Source organism: Bradyrhizobium zhengyangense (genome assembly GCF_022012435.1).
Lineage (GTDB): Bacteria > Pseudomonadota > Alphaproteobacteria > Rhizobiales > Xanthobacteraceae > Bradyrhizobium > Bradyrhizobium zhengyangense.
This window is the reverse complement of record NZ_JAKLUA010000010.1, coordinates 142565-161994: the sequence shown is the minus strand read 5'-3', so window position 1 is coordinate 161994 and position 19430 is coordinate 142565. Positions and strand designations below refer to the sequence as shown.

The 19430-nt window shown below is 61.3% G+C and carries 18 protein-coding genes; 13 read left to right on the top strand and 5 right to left on the bottom strand.

What is annotated here, in order from left to right:
- Positions 1-47 precede the first annotated feature (47 nt).
- The 12 genes from L6637_RS27375 to L6637_RS27320 all read left to right on the top strand — a co-directional run bounded on the left by L6637_RS27375 (position 48) and on the right by L6637_RS27320 (position 12820).
- Positions 48-926, top strand: a complete 879-nt coding sequence (locus L6637_RS27375) for a carbohydrate ABC transporter permease (RefSeq protein WP_237872558.1) — start codon at positions 48-50, stop codon at positions 924-926.
- Positions 923-1807 carry a carbohydrate ABC transporter permease gene (locus L6637_RS27370; RefSeq protein ID WP_237862855.1) on the top strand — a complete coding sequence of 295 codons (885 nt, stop codon included), beginning with the start codon at positions 923-925 and terminating at the stop codon, positions 1805-1807. Before L6637_RS27375 ends, L6637_RS27370 begins: the two co-directional genes overlap by 4 nt.
- Positions 1808-1813: 6 nt before the next feature.
- Positions 1814-2899 carry an ABC transporter ATP-binding protein gene (locus tag L6637_RS27365; protein WP_237872556.1) on the top strand — a complete coding sequence of 362 codons (1086 nt, stop codon included), beginning with the start codon at positions 1814-1816 and terminating at the stop codon, positions 2897-2899.
- Positions 2900-2930: 31 nt separating this feature from the next.
- Complete coding sequence (locus L6637_RS27360; RefSeq protein ID WP_237872554.1) at positions 2931-3692, top strand: sugar phosphate isomerase/epimerase family protein; 762 nt, start codon at positions 2931-2933, stop codon at positions 3690-3692.
- Positions 3693-3712: 20 nt separating this feature from the next.
- Positions 3713-4882, top strand: a complete 1170-nt coding sequence (locus tag L6637_RS27355; RefSeq protein WP_333909354.1) for a Gfo/Idh/MocA family protein — start codon at positions 3713-3715, stop codon at positions 4880-4882.
- A gap of 75 nt (positions 4883-4957) precedes the next feature.
- Entirely contained in the window at positions 4958-6013 is a 1056-nt protein-coding gene (locus tag L6637_RS27350; RefSeq protein ID WP_237872552.1) for a sugar phosphate isomerase/epimerase family protein, read from the top strand.
- 13 nt (positions 6014-6026) lie between these two features.
- Complete coding sequence (locus L6637_RS27345; RefSeq protein WP_237872550.1) at positions 6027-7202, top strand: Gfo/Idh/MocA family protein; 1176 nt, start codon at positions 6027-6029, stop codon at positions 7200-7202.
- A gap of 197 nt (positions 7203-7399) precedes the next feature.
- Positions 7400-8875: an ABC transporter substrate-binding protein gene (locus tag L6637_RS27340; protein ID WP_237872548.1), complete on the top strand. Its 1476-nt coding sequence runs from the start codon at positions 7400-7402 to the stop codon at positions 8873-8875.
- 9 nt (positions 8876-8884) lie between these two features.
- Positions 8885-10042 carry a carbohydrate ABC transporter permease gene (locus L6637_RS27335; RefSeq protein ID WP_237862849.1) on the top strand — a complete coding sequence of 386 codons (1158 nt, stop codon included), beginning with the start codon at positions 8885-8887 and terminating at the stop codon, positions 10040-10042.
- A complete protein-coding gene (locus L6637_RS27330; protein WP_237872547.1) occupies positions 10039-11223 on the top strand; it encodes a carbohydrate ABC transporter permease in 1185 nt (394 codons plus the stop codon). Before L6637_RS27335 ends, L6637_RS27330 begins: the two co-directional genes overlap by 4 nt.
- 4 nt (positions 11224-11227) lie before the next feature.
- Positions 11228-12310: an ABC transporter ATP-binding protein gene (locus L6637_RS27325; protein ID WP_237872545.1), complete on the top strand. Its 1083-nt coding sequence runs from the start codon at positions 11228-11230 to the stop codon at positions 12308-12310.
- Positions 12311-12439: 129 nt separating this feature from the next.
- Entirely contained in the window at positions 12440-12820 is a 381-nt protein-coding gene (locus L6637_RS27320; RefSeq protein ID WP_237872543.1) for a GNAT family N-acetyltransferase, read from the top strand.
- 17 nt (positions 12821-12837) lie between these two features.
- Here the strand turns inward: L6637_RS27320 and L6637_RS27315 are convergent, their stop codons facing one another.
- The 3 genes from L6637_RS27315 to L6637_RS27305 all read right to left on the bottom strand — a co-directional run bounded on the left by L6637_RS27315 (position 12838) and on the right by L6637_RS27305 (position 16412).
- Complete coding sequence (locus L6637_RS27315; RefSeq protein ID WP_237872540.1) at positions 12838-13401, bottom strand: ATP-binding protein; 564 nt, start codon at positions 13399-13401, stop codon at positions 12838-12840.
- Complete coding sequence (locus tag L6637_RS27310; protein ID WP_237872538.1) at positions 13398-15131, bottom strand: serine hydrolase; 1734 nt, start codon at positions 15129-15131, stop codon at positions 13398-13400. The genes L6637_RS27315 and L6637_RS27310 overlap by 4 nt, the downstream gene beginning before the upstream one ends.
- Positions 15132-15521: 390 nt before the next feature.
- Positions 15522-16412, bottom strand: a complete 891-nt coding sequence (locus L6637_RS27305) for an alpha/beta fold hydrolase (protein ID WP_237872536.1) — start codon at positions 16410-16412, stop codon at positions 15522-15524.
- Positions 16413-16905: 493 nt separating this feature from the next.
- On the opposite strand from L6637_RS27305, the gene L6637_RS27300 reads away from it, so the two are divergent.
- Entirely contained in the window at positions 16906-17889 is a 984-nt protein-coding gene (locus tag L6637_RS27300; protein ID WP_237872534.1) for a transglycosylase SLT domain-containing protein, read from the top strand.
- 12 nt (positions 17890-17901) lie between these two features.
- Here L6637_RS27300 and L6637_RS27295 read toward each other — a convergent pair whose 3' ends face one another.
- Together L6637_RS27295 and L6637_RS27290 are read right to left on the bottom strand one after the other, a co-directional pair.
- A complete protein-coding gene (locus tag L6637_RS27295) occupies positions 17902-19023 on the bottom strand; it encodes a tetratricopeptide repeat protein (RefSeq protein ID WP_237872531.1) in 1122 nt (373 codons plus the stop codon).
- A gap of 33 nt (positions 19024-19056) precedes the next feature.
- Entirely contained in the window at positions 19057-19377 is a 321-nt protein-coding gene (locus L6637_RS27290; protein WP_237872529.1) for a hypothetical protein, read from the bottom strand.
- Positions 19378-19430: the final 53 nt, after the last annotated feature.

The following is a 19430-nucleotide window of genomic DNA, read 5'->3' as shown; positions in this document are numbered from 1 at the left end:
CGGCCGCCGCTCCCGGTCCGTCGATCCCTCTCCAATCCGGCGATACGATGCGTCTTTCGCTGACCTCCAAACTGTCCGTCATCTCGGCGCTCCTGCCGGCGCTGATGGTGATGCTCGTCGTCTATATCGGTGCCACGAGCTGGACGGCGTGGATGTCGCTGACCAATTCGCGGATGCTTCCGAACAACAATTTCGTCGGCTTCCGGCAATATCAACTGCTGTTCACCAACGATCGCTGGATCACCTCGGTCCACAACATCATCATCTACGGCGTGCTGTTCGTCTCGCTGGCGCTGCTGATCGGGATCCTGCTGGCGGTCGCGATCGACCAGCGGGTGCGGGCCGAGGACACCATCCGCTCGATCTACCTCTATCCCTATTCGATGTCCTTCGTGGTCACGGGGCTGGTGTGGCAGTGGCTTCTGAACCCGACCCTCGGCGTCCAGTATGTGCTGCGCAGCTGGGGTTTCGCGGGCGCAACCTTCGACTGGATCGTGCGGCCGGAGACGGCGATCTACTGCCTGGTGATCGCCGGCGTCTGGCAGGCCTCGGGCCTCGTGATGGCGATCATGCTGGCCGGTCTTCGCGGCGTCGACGATGAAATCTGGAAGGCGGCAAGGGTTGATGGCCTGCCGAAATGGCGGGTCTACATATCCATCATCATCCCGATGATGGGCGCGAGCTTTGCGACCGCCACGGTGCTGCTCTCGACCGCCGTCGTGCGCCTCTACGACCTGTCGGTGTCGATGACCAATGGCGGCCCCGGCATCGCTTCCGAAGTGCCGGCCAAGTTCGTCATGGACCATCTGTTCGAGCGGGCCAATATCGGGCTCGCAACCGCGGCCGCCACCACCATGCTGGTGACCGTGATCGCAGTCGTCGCGCCCTATCTTTATTGGCGCGCGCGGAAGGGAGAGGTGCGATGAGCGCGATCGCTCTCAGCTCTGTCAGGCCGAGGCGCGTCAACCCGGCGCGTTGGGGTCTCTATGCGTTCATCCTGATCACTGCACTGTACTTCCTGCTCCCGCTTTACGTCATGATCGTCACGTCCCTGAAACCGATGGCCGAGATCCGGCAGGGCCATCTGCTCGCGCTGCCGGCCTCGCCGAGCCTTGCGGCATGGGTCAGGGCCTGGACGTCGGCCTGCACCGGGCTCACCTGCGAGGGCATCAGGACCGGGTTCTTCAATTCGCTGCGGATATTGGTGCCGTCGGTGGTGATCTCGATCGTCGTGGGATCGTTGACCGGCTACGCGCTGTCGCTGTGGCGCGTGCGCGGCGCCAACATCCTGTTCGGCGCGATGATGGTCGTCGCCTTCATCCCTTATCAGGTGTTCATCTATCCGCTGGTGCGGGTGTTCTCGTTTACGGGGCTCGGCCAGTCGCTTGCCACCATCGTGACCATTCACACGATCTTCGGCCTTCCGACCATGACGCTGCTGTTCCGCAACTATTTTAGCTCGCTGCCGATCGAACTGTTCAAGGCCGCGCGCATCGACGGCGCCGGCTTCTATCAGATCTATGCCCGCATCATGATGCCGATGGCGACGCCGATGATCGTCGTCGCGGTGATCCTGCAGACCACCGGCATCTGGAACGATTTCATCCTGGGGCTGGTGTTCGCCGGCCGCGATAATCTACCGATGACCGTGCAGCTCAACAACATCGTCAACTCGACGCAAGGCGAGCGCGCCTACAATGTCGACATGGCCGCCACGCTGCTCACCGCATTGTTGCCGCTCGTGATCTATTTCGGCTCCGGCCGCTGGTTCGTTCGCGGCATCGCTGCGGGCGCTGTGAAGGGCTGAGGCAACATGGAACGCTCCAACGTCGATATCACGAAGCTGCAGATCGGCTTTGGCGGGTTGAAGGTTCTGGAGAATCTCGACCTTCACGTCGACGCCTCCGAATTCCTCGTCCTGCTCGGCCCCTCCGGCTGCGGAAAGTCGACGCTTCTGAACGCCATCGCGGGACTGATCGAGGTCAAGGGCGGCCAGATCCGGATCGGCGATCGCGACGTGACCTGGGCCGAGCCGAAGGATCGCGGCATCGCCATGGTGTTCCAGAGCTACGCGCTCTATCCGCGCATGAGCGTGCGCAAGAACCTGTCGTTCGGACTGAAGGTTGCCCGCACGCCGCAGGGCGAGATCGATAGCCGCGTCGGCGAGGCCGCAAAGATGCTGCGGCTGACCGAACTGCTCGACCGGCGTCCGTCCGAACTGTCCGGGGGACAGCGCCAGCGCGTCGCGATCGGCCGCGCGCTGGTGCGCCATGCCGGCGTCTACCTGTTCGACGAGCCGCTCTCCAATCTCGACGCCCAATTGCGCGCCGAGCTCAGGGTCGAGATCAAGCGGCTGCACGCGCGCCTCGGCGCCACCATGATCTACGTGACGCACGACCAGATCGAGGCGCTCACCCTTGCCGACCGTATCGCCGTCATGCAGGGCGGCGTCATTCAGCAGCTCGATACGCCGAAAAAGATCTATCGCGAGCCGGCCAACCGCTTCGTGGCCTCCTTCGTCGGCTCGCCCGCGATGAATTTCCTTCGCGGCCGGATTGTCCGTAATGGCGGCCCGGCGTTCATCGCCGGAGATGTCAGGTTCGACCTGAACGGCTACGCGTTCCGTTCGCCGCTATCAGATGCCCCCGCCGTCCTCGGCATCCGTCCCGAGCACATCGAGATCATCGGCTCCGATCATCCGTCCGCCGTGACGGCACGAGTCGAGATGGTGGAACCAATGGGCGCCGATGCGCTGATCTGGTGCCGCCTTGCCGACGGGACCGCGTTCTCCTTCCGCGCCGATGCCGATGCAAAGGCAGGCGCGGGCGATGTCCTAGGCTTGCGGTTTCCAGCCGAAGCTTTCTCGCTGTTCGACGACCAGAGCGGACAGCGTCTTTAACTCCGTACCCCACCTCGCACGAGAATCCAGCATGATCACGCCGATAGACCGACTGTCCTTCCAGCTCTATTCCGCCCGTTCGATCGAACCGCTCGAGGCGCAGTTCAAACTGCTCGCCGGCCTCGGCTACAGGATGGTCGAGCCCTGGGGCGCGCTGTTCAACGATACCGATACGTTGAAGCGGCTGCTTCAACACCATGGCATGACCGCGCCGAGCGCGCATGTCGGCCTCGACCGGCTGCGCACCGACGCGGCCGGCACCGCGAAGCTCTGCAAGGGATTGGGTATCGATACGATCTTTGCCCCGGCGCCGCCGCCTGGCGAACGCGAGGGTGGCGAGAAGGAGTGGCGCGGCATCGGGCGCGAGCTGGCCGCGATCGGCAAGGCGGTGACAGGCGAAGGGCTGCGCTTCGGCTGGCACAACCACCATTGGGAATATGGCCGCACCGCCAGCGGCGTGACCTATCTCGAATGCCTGTTCGAGGAAGCGCCCGAACTCGTCTGGGAGGCGGACCTCGCCTGGATCGTACGCGGCAACGGCGATCCCGTCGCCGAAATCAAGAAGCACGCGGGGCGCCTTGTCGCCTGCCACATCAAGGACCTCGCACCGTCAGGGCAATGCGCGGACGAGGATGGCTGGGCCGATCCCGGCCACGGCACCATGGACTGGCCTGCGCTTCGGGCCGCGATGAAGGAAGCGAGCGTGTCGCTGTTCGTCGCCGAACATGACAAGCCGAACGATGTCGCTCGCTTCGCGCGCCGGGCGCACGAGACCGTGACCGCTTGGACTTGAAGGACTTGGAGCTGAAAGACATGAGTGACATGAACAAGCTCGGCGTCGGCGTCGTTGGATGCGGCAACATTTCGACGATCTACCTGCGGAACATTCCGAACTTCCGCGATCTCAGGCTGGTCGCCTGCGCCGACCTGCGCCCCGAGGTCGCACGCGACCAGGCCGGGCTATTCGGCATCGAGGCCTTGACGATCGAGGCGCTGCTGGCGCGTCCCGATATCCAGATCGTCGTCAATCTCACGACACCCAACGCGCATTTCGCGGTCAGCCACGCCGCGCTGACCGCCGGCAAGCATGTGTTCGGCGAGAAGCCGATCACGGTCGAGGCCGCCGATGCGGCTGCGCTGGTCAGCGAAGCGGCGCAGCGCGGCCTCAAGCTCGGCTGCGCGCCCGACACGTTCCTCGGCGGCGGTGGCCGGACCGCGCGCGAGCTCATCGATGCGGGCAGGATCGGCAAGGTGCTCTACGGGACCTGCTTTCTGATGTCGCACGGGATGGAGCACTGGCATCCCGACCCCACTTTCTTCTTCAAACCCGGCGGCGGACCCATCCTCGACATGGGGCCCTATTACCTTGCGGCCCTGATCAATCTCCTGGGATCGGTGACGCATGTGCAGGGACGCGCGAGTTCCGGCTTCGCCACGCGGCTTGTCTCCTCGAAGGGGCCGATGAACGGCAAGACGATCGCTGTGGAGACGCCGACGACGGTGATGGCGCTGCTTCACTTCGAGACGGGCGCCGACATCGTCTTCACGATGAGCTGGGACGTCTGGAAGCACGGACATGCGCCGATCGAGCTGTACGGCACCGAGGGATCGCTGCGCGTGCCGGATCCGAACTTTTTCGGCGGCGTGGTACAATATACCGAGAAGGGCAGCGACTGGATTTCGCTCGCAGCCGACGACCGCGCGTTCGGCAAGCCCAATTGGCGCTCGCCGAATTGGGCCGATCACATGCCGAGCCAGGCCAATTATCGCTGTCTCGGCGTCGCCGAACTCGCAAGCTCGGTGTTGCACGGTACGCCGCACCGCGCCTCCGGAGCGCTGGCAAGCCATGCGCTTGAGGTGATGCACGCCACCCTGAAGGCGGGTGTCGAGGGCGGCGAGATCGCCGTACAGTCGCGTGTCGATCGGCCCGCAGCAATGTCCGAGACCGACGCGTTGGCGCTGTGGGCGGCGGAGACGTTCTGACGCACGGCCGACGTCGCGGCCTCGCCGTACCGTCGCTCAGGCCGCCACGCGAAACAAGTAAGAAGGAATCATTCGATGAAGATGATCAAGGGACCGGCAATTTTCCTCGCTCAGTTCGCATCCGACACCGCGCCGTTCAATTCCTTCAATTCGATCTGCAAATGGGCCGCCTCGCTGGGCTACAAGGGCGTCCAGATCCCGAGCTGGGATGGACGGCTGTTCGACCTCAAGAGGGCGGCGGAGTCGCAAGGCTACGCCGACGAGGTGAAGGGGGTCGCCGCCGGTCACGGCCTCGCGATCACTGAGCTTTCGACCCATCTCCAGGGCCAGCTGGTCGCCGTTCATCCGGCCTATGACGCCGTGTTCGACGGCTTCGCCGTGCCTGAAGTGCGCGGCAATCCGAAAGCGCGCACCGAATGGGCCGTCGACCAGGTCAAGTCAGCGATCCGCGCTTCAAAGCGCCTTGGGCTCACGGCGCATGCGACCTTTTCCGGCGCACTGGCCTGGCCCTACATTTATCCGTGGCCGCAACGTCCGCCGGGCCTCGTCGAGGAGGCGTTCGACGAGCTCGCCAGGCGATGGCGGCCGATCCTCGACGATGCCGACGCGCATGGCGTCGATATCGCCTACGAGATTCACCCCGGCGAAGATCTCCACGATGGCGTCTCCTACGAGATGTTCCTCGAAAGGGTGAACAACCATCGCCGGGCCAACCTGCTCTACGATCCCTCGCACTTCGTGCTGCAGCAGCTCGACTATCTCGATTACATCGACATCTACCACGACCGCATCAAGGCCTTTCACGTCAAGGACGCCGAGTTCAACCCGACCGGCCGACAGGGCGTCTATGGCGGCTTCCAGAGCTGGGTGAACCGAGCCGGCCGCTTCCGCTCGCCGGGCGACGGGCAGATCGATTTCGGCGCGGTGTTCTCCAAGCTGACGCAGTATGATTACGACAGCTGGGCGGTGCTCGAATGGGAATGCGCGCTGAAGCATCCCGAGGACGGTGCGCGCGAGGGCGCCGAATTCATCAGGAACCATATCATCCGCGTCACCGAAAAGGCCTTCGACGATTTCGCCGGTGCCGGCACCGACGTCGAGATGGTCCGCAAGATGCTTGGCATCTCCTAGAGCGAGGCAACAGATGGCAATCGAGGCAGGCAACAAGGCCGGGGGTCACCGCCGTATCCGGCTCGGCATGGTCGGCGGCGGGCAGGGGGCTTTCATCGGAGCGGTGCATCGCATCGCTTTCAGGATCGATGACCAGTTCGAGCTCGTGGCCGGTGCGCTCGCTTCGGATCCCGCCCGCGCCAAAGCTTCGGCAAAGGAGCTCGGGATTGCCGCGGACCGCGCCTATGGCAGCTTTGAGGAGATGGCAAGATCGGAAGCCGCCCGCGCCGACGGCATCGAGGCGGTCTCGATCGTCACCCCCAATCACATGCATGGCCCGGTGGCAAAGGCGTTCCTCGAAGCCGGCATCCATGTGATCTGCGACAAGCCGCTGACGACGACGGTCGCGGAGGCCGAGGAACTGGCAGCGCTGGTGGAAAAGACCGGCAAGGTCTTCGTCGTCACGCATAATTATGCGGGCTATCCGATGATCCGCCAGGCCCGCGCCATGGTGGCATCAGGCGATCTCGGCGAGATCAGGCTGGTCCAGGCCGAATATCTGCAGGACTGGTTGACGGAGCGGCTGGAGGCCACGGGCCAGAAACAGGCGGCGTGGCGCACCGATCCGGCCCGCTCCGGTGCCGGCGGCTGCATCGGCGACATCGGCACCCATGCCTATCATCTCGCCTGCTTCGTCAGCGGGCTCGAGCTCGACGCGCTGCTGGCGCAGCTCTCGACCTTCGTGCCGGGCCGGCTGCTCGACGACGACGTCCAGATCCTGCTGAGGTGGAAGGGCGGCGCCAAGGGCATGCTTTGGGCGAGCCAGGTCGCGGTCGGCAATGAGAACGGATTGAAGCTGCGCGTCCACGGCACCAAGGGCGGCCTCGAATGGGCGCAGTCCGATCCGAACTATCTCTGGTTCACGCCCTATGGCCAGCCGAAGCAGCTGCTGACCCGCGGAGGCGCCGGCGCGCTACCGGACGCCGGCCGCGTCACCCGCATTCCGTCAGGTCACCCCGAAGGCTACCTCGAAGGATTTGCAACGATCTATGCTGAAGCCGCGCGCGCAATTCGCGCCGCCACATCAGGCGTCAAACCCGATCCGGCGGTGATTTATCCGACGGTGCATGATGGGCTCGCCGGCATGAAGTTCATCGACGCCGCGGTGAGATCATCGGCGGCCGATGGCGCCTGGGTCCGCGTCGGTTGATAAACTGCGCCGCTGCACGTGGTCTTGCTGCGCTTGCACACCGGGTCGAGGCCTGAAGGACGGCGCGCCATCAAGCAAATAAAGGCCATCCAGCAAATAAAGAATGCGCCGGCTTTCCCGGGCGGCGAAATGCTGTAGGCTGCGGGTTGTGCGGGCTCAGGCCTGCACTTCAATAAAAATGTACACGGGAGGGACCTATGGACATTCGGAAGCTTGCGACAGCTGCCGCGTCGGCCGTCGCCTTGTGTGGATGGTCGGGCATCGCCGCTGCCGGCCAATATGACGGCATTACGATCAACATCCTGACGCGCCCGGGACCGGTCATCGCCGGTGCAGTGTCCCAGCGGGGCAAGGAATTCGAGAAGCTGACGGGCGCCAAGATCATCGTCAACGAAGTGCCTTATGCCGAGATCTTCCCGAAGGTTCAGCAAGACTGGTCCACGGGCACGAACTCCATTGATGTCGCGGTCTTCGCCGCCGGCTGGGGCGTCGAGCTCGCGGCGGCAGGGTTGCTCGAAAACCTCGATCCCTACATTGCGAAGGACGGCAAGATCGACGTCCAGGACATCGCTCCCTATTTCCGCGAGTTTGCCCAGAAGATCGGCGGGCATACGATGGTGATCCAGGTCGATGGCGACTTCCAGATGGTCTATTATCGCAAGGACATCCTGGAAAAGAACAATCTGCAGCCGCCCAAGACCTGGGACGACTATCTCGCCATTGCCAAGGCGATCAACGGCCAGGACATGAGCGGTGACGGCAAGCCGGGCTACGGCTCCTGCATCTTCAAGAAGCGGAATGCGCAGAGCTATTTCGCCATTCAGACGATCGCTTCGACGATCGTTCAGACCCAGGGTACGGCCCAGGGCTTTCAGTTCGACAACGCCACGATGAAGCCCCTCGTCAACAATGCCGGCTGGAAGAAGGCCTTTGAACTCTACAAGGAGACGAGCAAATACGGACCGCCTGAAGAGCTGAACATGGACATCGGCGACACCCGTGCCTTGTTCAAGTCGGGCCGCTGCGGCCTCCTGATCGAATGGGGCGATCCGGGTCCGCTCCAGCTCGAGGACGACGCAAAGGGGATCAAGAACAAGCTCTACGCCACCAATGTCGGTTCGAAGGAAGTCTTGGACCGCAAGACCGGCAAGCTTGTTCCCGTCAGCAAGGAGTCTGCACCGAATGCGATCGACGGCATCAACTATGCGCCGTTCTCGGCCTTTGGCGGTTGGGGTGGCGCGATCAACGCCAAGTCGGATCCCAAGGTCAAGCAGGCGGCTTACGACTTCCTGTCCTACATCAGTCAGAAAGAGCAATCCAACGTCGACGTGACCATGGGCTGGACCGGCTTCAACCCTTATCGCCTGAGCCAGCTCAAGAGCACGGACCTCTGGGTGAAATCGGGCATGGATGAGGGCCTTGCCAAGAACTACATGGGCGCCATCAACGACGCCCTCAACAATCCCAATATGGCCTCGGACCTCAAGATTCCCGGTGCGCAGCAGTACACCGGCGTCGTGCTCGACACGGAGCTGGCGCGCTACATGGCCGGCGAGATCACCGTGGACGAAGCCTTGAAGAACATCGACGCGGGCTGGGAAAAAATCACCAAAGACTTCGGCCGCGACGAGCAGATCAAGCAGATGGCACTCGCTGTCGGACCTGCAAAGTGAGCGAGCCCGATGTCTGAGGTTACAGTTACGAGCCAGCCGGGGATTTCCCCGGCTGGACTTTCTCGGGGTGAAAGCTGGGGCGAATGGTTTGACCGCCATTCGAGAACGTTTTTCATTGCCCCGGCCGTTACGCTCGTCCTGCTCTTTGCGATTTTCCCGACCTTCTACACGATCGTCTTCGCGATCAGTCATGTCAGGTTCTCGGCCACCGGTCTCAAATTCCGGATGGTCTGGTTCGAGAACTTCGCGGCCCAATTTGCCGGCAACCAGCAGGTTCACTTCCTTGGCCGCTTCACCACCATGAGCTTGACCGGCTGGGTCTTCAGCCTGCTGATGGCCGGCGCTCTCTTGTGGTGGCTCTATCGCGCTGTTGTCAGCGGAGTAAGCTGGGTCGGCCTCGCCGGGCGGTTGATCAGTGCGGCCATGGCCATGTTCATCGCGCTTCTATTCGCCGCCACGCTGCTGTCAGGCAATCAATGGGGCACGCTGCTCAACACCCTGTTCTATGTCGTCGTCGGCTGCTCCATCCAATTCGTCATCGGCTTGATGCTGGCCTTCCTGTGTTCGCAGCCCGTGAGCGGCAAGAATTTCTTCCGGGTCCTGTTCTTCATCCCCCTCATGATCACCCCTCTCGGGGTCGGCTACGCCTTCAAGATGATCCTCGACGTGACCAAAGGTCCGTTCCAGCCCTTCTGGCAATTTGTCGGTCTCGGGAATTGGGCATGGTCGACCGATGCCTGGGCCGCTCGCTGGTTCGTTATCCTGGGCGATTCCTGGCAATGGATCCCCTTCATCTTCATCGTCCTGCTGGCCGCACTGGAGAACGTGCCCAAGGATCATGTCGAGGCCGCTCAGGTCGATGGTGCCTCCAGCTTCCAGATTTTCCGCGAAATCACCTGGCCGCAGATTCTTCCGGTCGCGGCAACCGTCATGCTTATTCGCATGATCGAGGCGTTCAAGATCGTGGATCTGCCGAACATCATGACGGCAGGAGGGCCCGGGATCGCGACCGAGTCGATGACACTGCATTCGCTGTTTCTCTGGCGTGCGAACAACATGGGTGATTCCGCCGCCGTGGCCTATCTTCTCCTGATATTGACCGTGGTCGTCTGCTCCTCGTTCTTCAACTATGTGGTCCTCAAACGATTGCGCAGGGCGCGGGCATGAGTGGGGCGACTTACGGAATCTCCAAGCCGGCGCGGTCGCTCAGACAACGGCTGTTCGAGCCGCCCGCCGTGGGCAAGATGTCCCTGATGGCCAACCTTGTGGCCGGGGCCATCCTGTTGTTCTGGTCGCTGTTCGTGCTCTTTCCGATCTATTGGGTGGTCATTACGGCCTTCAAGGATGCCTGGACCGTCAACAACGGGCCGTTCTTTATCCCCTTCGTCGATTTCCAGCCGACGTTGAAAGGTTGGACTGCGCAATTCGCAACAGACCCCTATTGCGATGCCTATTCCGTCGGCCGCCAGCTTGTCCTGCTGGTCCACAATCTGTTCGCCTTCATTGTTTCGCCTGTTATCGCGATCGAAAGAATGGAGCCGCAGATTTGCAAGGTCTACCTCGCTTATACGAATTCCTTTGTGATCAGTTTCGGCGCCACCGCGCTTTGCATTGCGGTCGGGTCCATGGCTGCCTACGCATTGGCGCGTATCAGCTACAAGCCGAAGTTCGGCAACGTCGTGGTGTTCGTGCTGCTGGCCCTGTCGGCCATCGTCGCGTCCAATTATTTCGACGTTCATTGGGCGATCTCGGGCTCCGTTGGCCTCGCTTTGTTTTTCCTTCTGGCCCGCAGCCTGGGGCGCCGTTTCAAGACCACGCTCGGAAATAACGACATCCTGTTCTGGATCGTATCTCAGCGCATATTGCCGCCGATCGTCGTCATCATCCCGGTCTACATGATGTTTCAGTCGGTCCGCATGATCGACACCCACCTCGCGCTGATCATCGTCTACGCGGTCGCCAATCTGCCGATCGTGGTCTGGCTCATGCATGACTTCTTCGCCAATCTTCCCGTTGAATTGGAGGAATCGGCACAGCTCGACGGCTCGTCGCGCTTCGAAATCTTTTGGGACATCGTGTTGCCCCTGACCCGTCCGGGGCTCGCTGCAACCACCCTGCTGACGCTCATTCTCAATTGGAACGAGTATCTCTTTGCGATCTTCCTGACGACCGCTCGCGCCCTGACCATGCCGATCATGGTTGCCGCCAAGAACACGGGGGAGCGCGGCATTCTCTGGTGGGAGATGTGCGCCATCATCATGATCATGATCCTTCCGGTCATCATCATGGCCATTGTGTTGCAGCGCTATATCGCCAAGGGCGTCCTGCTTGGCGCGGTCAAGGGATGAGCGGATGAACAGTGTCATTTCGGCCGCTGCTCGTCAGGTCCCGGTCCGTTTCGAAAAGGTACGGAAATATTTCGGTAGCGTGAAGGTGCTCGAGGACTTCAACCTGGACATCGCGCCAGGCGAATTCCTGGTGCTGCTCGGCGCGTCCGGCTCGGGAAAGACAACTGCGCTGCGCATCCTCTCCGGCCTCGAGACCGCCAGCGCCGGCCGCGTCTTGATCGGAGACCGCGATGTCACCGACATCCTGCCGAAATACCGCGATATCTCGATGGTGTTTCAATCCTACGCGCTTTACCCGCACAAGACCGTGGCCGAGAATATCGGCTTTCCGCTCAAGGTTCGCCGCATTCCCGAAGCCGAGCGTGCCGCCGCGATCAAGGAGGCTGCAGCTCAAGTCCAACTCCAGACCCTGCTCGATCGCTATCCAAGGGAGCTATCCGGAGGCCAGCGTCAGCGGGTTGCGCTGGCGCGGGCCATCATCCGCCGCCCGTCGGTGTTTCTCATGGATGAGCCGCTTTCAAATCTCGATGCCAAGCTTCGCGGTCACATGCGCGCCGAGCTGAAGCACATGCAGCAGTCGCTGGGCATCACGACGATCTATGTGACTCACGACCAGATCGAAGCCATGACCCTGGCCCACCGGGTCGCGATCCTGGAAAAGGGCGTTTTGCAGCAGCTCGATACGCCGGCGAACACGTACAACGATCCTGCCAATCTGTTTGTCGCCCAATTCATCGGTTCGCCGCCGATGAATATCATCCACGGGGCTCTGGACGGCACGGCCTTCATGGGCCACGGAGCCCGGCTGACGTCACCGGTGGCAGGCAAGATCGCCAAGGCCGTCCTCGGCGTGCGGCCTGAGGACTGCACCATCGTCGAACACGACAAGGGCGATCTGAAGGGCGAAATCTACGCCAACGAATTGATCGGCGACCATACGCTTGTGACGGTCAAGGTCGAAAATGACTTCATCGCCGTGAAGGCCCCCAAGCAGTTTGCCGGCAGGCAAGGCGAGCGCATCGGCGTCTCGCTGACGCCGCCACGCACGTTCGTTTTCGATGCCGAAAGCGGCGCGCGCGTGCGCTAAGAGACATTGGTGGCGCGATGTGTTATGCGACGCCAATCGATCGGAGCTGGCCTCGTGTCGTGTGTTCTCAGACCGCCCCTGCTTGAAGAGCTGCCGGCACTCTCTGCTTTGTGCCTCCGGTCAAAAGCTGTGTGGGGCTACGACAAGGACTTCATCGAAGCCTGCCGCAGCGAGCTCACCATCGAACCCGGTGACATGCGGTCGAGTGCGATTGCCGTGGCGGAAGAGGACCGCCAGATTGTCGGGATTACCCAAATTAAGGTGACCGGCGACGAAGCAGACTTGTTGAAGTTGTTCGTCGAACCGACGATGCTTCGCGGCGGTGTAGGAACGAAGCTGTTCCACTGGGCTATCAGCGAAGCGGCTCGAATGGGTGCCGAGCGCATGTCGATCGAAGCCGACCCGGATGCCGCGCCGTTCTATCGACGAATGGGCGCCAAAGACTGTGGCCTCGCCCCCTCAGGCTCGATACCTGGTAGAATGCTTCCCAAGCTGGTCAGGGAGTTGTGATCGGCCAGAGTTGCGTGTTATGCCCGACGGCCAGTCGAAACAGTTGCTGATCCGCCAGATCGCCCGATCCCGAGACGCTCGCAAACGTATTCAACGCTGTCTTCGATCGAAATTTTCGACGTGTCCAGCACCTCGAATCCACCCGCCTCAGCCTCACCGCGCAGAAATCTTGCCCAGTTCATCATATCGGGATTGGCCAAGTCAGGCTGGTTGCGTTCGTTAACGAGGCGATGCGTTCGGCTTTCATCGTCACAATGCACCAGGACGATGCGAGCCCTTGCAATCCCGGCAGCTGTCAACCCGTCCGTGATGAACGACAGCCGCATCTGGCCTTCAAATAGAACAGGGAGAGTATCAATTTCTCGCGCAATCCGGGCCAGCCACTCGATGGTCATCGCGCGCTGCCAACCGCCTCCCGGCCGCGATTCTGCGCCCCATCTCGCAATGCGTTCCTCCGGAGACGGAACTCCGATGCTGTCAAACCGGAACACGCGAGTAAGCCTCGGATGTTGCCGCTCGATCCTTTCTGCAATCGTCGTCTTGCCCGAACCCGACGCTCCTGTAAGGATGACCAGCCTCATTGCGCTGACTTCGAACCGATCGGATCGAGCGAGGTCTTGTCGAATCGCAGCTGCTTGACGCGGCCGTCGTCGATCGACATTGCATTGCACTTGCCATCGTCTGCGCACACGAACTTCAGGTTTCCGATCGGAAAGCCCGTCGAGAACGCGTCAACCCCGACAGGCTGCAGATCGAGGTCTCCCCGCGGGGTGTGCACAATCAGCACGTCCTCGCGAAGGAACACGTCATAGATGACGCCGAGCTCTGCGCTGTAGTAGTGGCCCTCGTACGCTTTGAGTCGGTCTGCTGCTGGCTTGCTGATCGTGATCCGCTTCAGAGGTAGATTGGCGCCGTTCTGGTGCAGGACGGCGTTCTGAGCCGTTCCGCCTGACGCGACTTCGTCAAAGACGATTTCGGCGGGAACGACCCTCAGTCGGAAGGCGGTGTTGGAGACCGCGTACATCGGAAAGGATGGCTGGCCGGTCGCGCGTGTGACGAGATGGTCATTGTCCTTGCTGATGGAAATGATGAACCCCGGCCTGAGTTCATAGTCGCCAACGTAGGCATCGAGAATCTTGGGGTCGACCGCAACTTCCGGCTTGTCGTCAAGGGTCGGCTTGTCGGGAGCAGGCTCGAGCAACTCCTTGAGATAGAGGTCGGCGATCTTGAATGAGAGCGCTGCCGGGTTCAGATCTCCCGCGTTTGCCAGGATCACGACCGAGAAATGCTGGTCCGGGAATCTGAGAATATTGGTCCGGTATGCGGCATCGCCGCCGGCATGCTCAACCGTTCTGAGCCCGCGATACTTTCCGATAGATAGGCCCGATGCGTAATTGATGTTCTTGCCGTTGTTGAGTTTGCCCTTCTGCTGCATCTCGGCGAGCAGCGTCACGCCGCCGACGTCTCCGGTGTAGAAGTTCTCGTCCCAGCGCGCCAGGTCGCCGACCGTGGAAAACAGGCTCGAAGGTCCGACCGTCGAATAGGTGAGCGCGATGTATTGGTATTTGCCGTCCGGCTGCCGGGCGTAGGAATAGGCCCGGTCCTTGACGATCATGCTGTACTTGTCCTGGAAGTGTGTGTGAGACATGCCGAGAGGTTCGAAGATGCGCTCCTTCGCGAACTCCGGCAGCGTTTGGCCGGACACTTGCTTCACCACCATCGCGAGCAACGTGTAACCGCTGTTGCTGTAGAGGAACTGATCGCCGGGCGCGAAGTTCAACTCGGTTTGCTGAAACAGCAGGCGCGCAACATCGTCGTCCGTGATCTCGTCGTCCAGCCGCCACCCCGCGAGCGCCAGAAGATTCCACTGGTCGCGAACGCCGCTGGTGTGGTGAAGCAGTTGGCGAATCGTTATCAACTTACCGAAGTCGTGCAGCTTCGGAACGTATTTGCGAACATCGTCGTCCAGAGACAGTTTTCCTTCGTGAGCGAGGAGATGGATCGCGAAGGCCGTGAACTGCTTGGAGACCGATGCGAGGTGGAATACGGTTGCTGGCGTGTTGGGCACGCCATACTCCAGATTGGCCGCGCCATAGCCCTGGCTGTAAATGATCTTGCCGTCTTGCAGGACAGCGACGACAGCGCCGGGTGAGTTCGGTTCAGCCCATCGCGCGAACAGCTGATCGACGGCCCGCTCCAAGGGCCCATTGCTTGATGTGGCGGCGGGCGAGGGGACCGATTGAGCGGCGACGACAGCAGGTGTTGAAAGATACAGCGCCGCAAAGGCCGCCGTAACAATCCTGGAGAGCATGACGGTTTCCCTGATTGACGCTCAGAAATCTTCGCGGCATGAACACAGCGCTCAAGCGCGCAATGTTGGAAATTGGTGCGCTGCTGAAGGGCCTCTCGACCATTGTCATGTCAGTGCAGCACGGCGGATGCCGCTCGGTCCAGTCGTGATGAGCCATCGGCTATTGCGAGTTTTCATTCGATGATTATGAATGGAATCGACGCAAAAAACATCCATAAGATGCGGTGACGGGCTGGAAATTGACATCGGGCATGCTCTCCATTGAGGACCGGAGCGCGAACCGGGAGTTAGGCTGCCGGTTCGGTTTGAATTTGCCTACCTCTTTCAGATCAACCCAAGGCGTCGTTCGTTGTTGTGGAAGATGCCTATCGCAAGATAGAGCCCATGATCCTAGACCTCGAAGAAGCCGGCTAATTCCTTGGCAGTTTCCGACGGAAACTCTTCAGGGAAGAAGTGACCACCAGCCACGGCATGTCCTTCCACATTTTCGCACCATCCGCGCCAGATCGCCAATGGACCGCCTTCTCCACCATACCACGTCGCCAGTCCGCCGCCGCCGCTCCAAAGCGCCAGGGTTGGGCAGACAATTTTGTTTCCGGCAGCGCGATCGGCGACATCGTGATCACGGTCGAGCGTTGCTGCTGCACGGTATTCTTCGCAAATGGCATGGAGATGTTCGCGATCTCTGAGCATTGCCGCGTAGCTTGCGCGAACCGCTTGTGGGAAGATCGAAGACGGCGAGCCCCAGCCCGATAGCGCGCCTTGAATAACGGCATCTGCCGCGACGCCGATGGTGTCCTCTGGGAGAGGAGCCGGTTGAGCAAGCAAGCTCCACGGCCAGAAGCTTAGCGCAAAGCGAGCGTCGGCCCGACTCCACGCATCCGCCGTCGGTATGATGTCGAGCACCGCAAGTTTTTGGACGATTGACGGACAATCAAGCGCCATTCGATAGGCAACGCGTCCTCCGCGGTCGTGCCCGGCAACCATGAAGCGGTCATGCCCAATCCGCTTCATGAGCTTGATCATGTCGTTAGCCATCGCACGCTTTGCGTAAGGGGCGTGATCGGGAGCCGATGCCGGAGTGCCGCTCTGCCCATAGCCGCGGAGATCAGCGCAGACCACCGTAAATTTTTGTGCCAGGATTGGCGCAATGTCCCGCCACATCAGATGGGTTTCAGGGAAACCGTGCAGCAGGAGTAGCGGCGGGCCATCTCCCGCGATCCTTGCAAAGATTGGCGTCGCTTCAAGGTTTACCAGACGGGATTCAAAGCCGACGAACATGGAGCGCCTCCTTGTTCATGTCATGCATTCTCTTCGATCGAACCGGCTGACTTGTTACAGGAACCGACGCGTATGTTCAGCGTCATGGCCGGCCACGGCCGGCAACATCCGACCAGCAGCAGCGGAATCTCGGCGCGGCGCATGCCGGCAGTTCCACGAATCCGATCCTATCAGCGATGCGCTGTTCGACGCCGACGGCAGCGCGCTGAACCGAGGCGGCACGCCGGGCGGCTGGCCTTTGACCCAAAGTGGGACACGTTCCATGATTCGCGAGGCAGAAAATCTGCCCCTGTTCACCACATTTAAACCTTAAGATTCTACGAAGGGGACTCACCATGGGCCGCAGGAACATGCCAACAGCCTTCGTACGGAAGCCATCCGTGGACTTCGGGCAATGAAGGTTTGGCAGACCAGCTGCATCGTGGCTGTCATCGCCGCCGTGGGACTTTATCTGGCTGGCGGAAACAGATCGGCCGCGACGGCGCCTGAGGTCATGCTGGAAGCGGCAGCGAACTTTGCAGCTTCTGCGAACATGGCGGCTCCCGCGAACATGGCGGCTCCCGCCAACATTATGACTCCTGCGAACATGGTGACGCCTGCGCTATACGCAGAGGCATCCGCCAGACTCGCGGCCGCGCTTCGGGCAGAACGACCAGAGCTGGGCGCCGCGACGTCAGCAGGTTCCGCGCCGTCGAGCACCGGGGCCGACATCGCCGATCGTCCGGCCGGGCCGAAGCTGGCGTCGTTGGGAGATGATATCGTCCAGTCGCTACCGGCAGCTCGCGAAGCGTCCGACGGTGCCCCCAAAGCGGCGTCGACGCCGGATTTCCGCTATCTGACCTATTACATCTGGTCCGAAGTACCGCCCGCCGAGAAACCGGCGGAGACCGTCTTGCGTGCGTTCAAGGACATCCCGCTCGGAACGCCGGCCGAAGAGATCAAGCGCGTTTCCGATGCGTTTGGTCTCGATGTCAATTTCATGATGGCGGTTGCCAAGATCGAATCCGGTTTCAACCCCAATCAACGCACCGGCTCGTATATCGGCCTGTTTCAGCTGAGCAAATATGAGTTCGGCAAGTTCGGCTCCGGGCAGATTCTCAACCCGCGGGACAACGCCGTAGCGGCCGCCTACAAGATCATTACCGAAGGCGTGCAGTTCGAGTGGATCACGCATCGGAAGCCGGACATGAGCGACCTTTACCTGATCCATCAGCAAGGCTGGGAAGGCGCCGCTGAGCACATCAGCCGGCCTGCTCGCACCGCCTGGAAATCCATGTGCGCCACCGGCGAAGGCAAGGAGAAGGGCGAGAGGTGGTGCAAGCGCGCGATCTGGGGCAATGCACTTCCGGCATTCAAGCGAAGCTGGAAATCGGTGGACAACGTGACGTCAGAAGCGTTCGTCGGCATGTGGCGCGGCCGGGTCGCCGAATTCTACACCAAATATGTGGCGACCGCCGCTGCGGCGGCGAACCCGTAAGTCCGTTGTAGATCACCGGACGGCTCCACCGCTACCCGGCGAATGCTTCTCCAAGGCGAGCGCGATCTTTTCCAGGGAGGCGTTCTTGCCCTGGATTTCGACGAGTTCCCGTTCGAACATCTCGATCATCTTCGGCCTGGACAACCACCCGCGCGCATGCGTGCCTGTTCGGGAGCAGAGCCAGGTCGCCACCGCTAGCAAGACAACAACAATCGCGATCCATGAGAGTACCTGCTCCGGAGCGAAGTCTGCGATAGAGCGACGAATATCGCCCTTGAGCAGGTACGCCGTGGCGCGGCCGTTGCGGGCGTCGCTGTCGTTTGGATCGAGCGCGATCATCTGATCGTAGTCGGCGATGGCGCGGTCGAGGTCACCTTTGGCTCGATAGGCATAGCTGCGGTTGGCGTAGGCGTCCCTGTATCTCGGATAGAGCGCGATTGCCTGACTGCTGTCGGCGATGACGCGATCGAGGTCACCTTTCTCCCTGTATGCAACGGAGCGGTTGTAGTAGGGCAGTGCATAGCTTGGATCGAGTGCGATCGCCTTGTCGTAGTCGGCGATGGCGCTATCGGGATCTCCCTTGATGAGGTAGGCGTAGCCTCGAGCGCAAAGTACGCTGGCGTTGTTCGCATCGAGCTGGAGACTGTCGGTGTAGTCCGTGATGGCGCGGTCGAGGTCACCTTTGGCTTGATAGGCGTAGCCGCGCTCGCCGTATCCGACCCGCTTTCCATAGTTCGACAGGCCGCCTTCGAACGCCCGGTCGACGTCCGCTATCGCCCGGTCGTAGTCGTGCCGCTGGTTGTAGATTCCCGCCCGGTTGAGCAGTGAGCTGACCGCCTTCGGGTCAATCCGGATCGCCTCGGCGTAGTCGTCGAAGGCGCGGTCGACGCGATCGGCGTAGCTTGTCCATGACCAGGAATAGCCGCGGTGATGATACAGGTCGGAGAGGTCCTGGTCGTCGTAGACTCCGCTCTGGATCGCGCGTGTACAAGCGGCGATCGCCGCGGTAGCAGTGTCCTTCGACGTTTTCAGGCACTCCTGTCGATCGTCGGCTGCCGCTGGCTGGCTGACAGAAACGGCTGTCGCGAACGTCAAGACAATCAGCCAGATGTGCGCGGAAATCCCTAAGCGCATATCTCTTCTCCCCGTGATGCGCCGCTGTTCGAGCTAACCCGGGGACGGCTTTTCCAGAGCGGCCGCGATTCTCTCCAGCAATGCGTTGGTGCGCTTGTTTTCGGCGACCTGCTGCTCATAGAGATCCACCCAGCTCGTGCCGGATGATGAGCGTCGGCTCGTGCGCGCGTACCATAGCCAAACGCCCACCAGCGCCAGGAACGGCAACCAGGACACAATCACGCTAGCGATCCAGGGTGGCGAACCACCGTGTGGTGCGTTGATGAACGTAAAGCCAACGAAGAGAGCAACGACGAGAGCGATCCATATCGCGACAAACAGAAGCCGAACTCGAGGCTTGGTCTTTCCAGTCACGGAGGTTCCCTTGGGTTGGTCTAGGCGAGTAAATACTATCATTGGTTGATCGA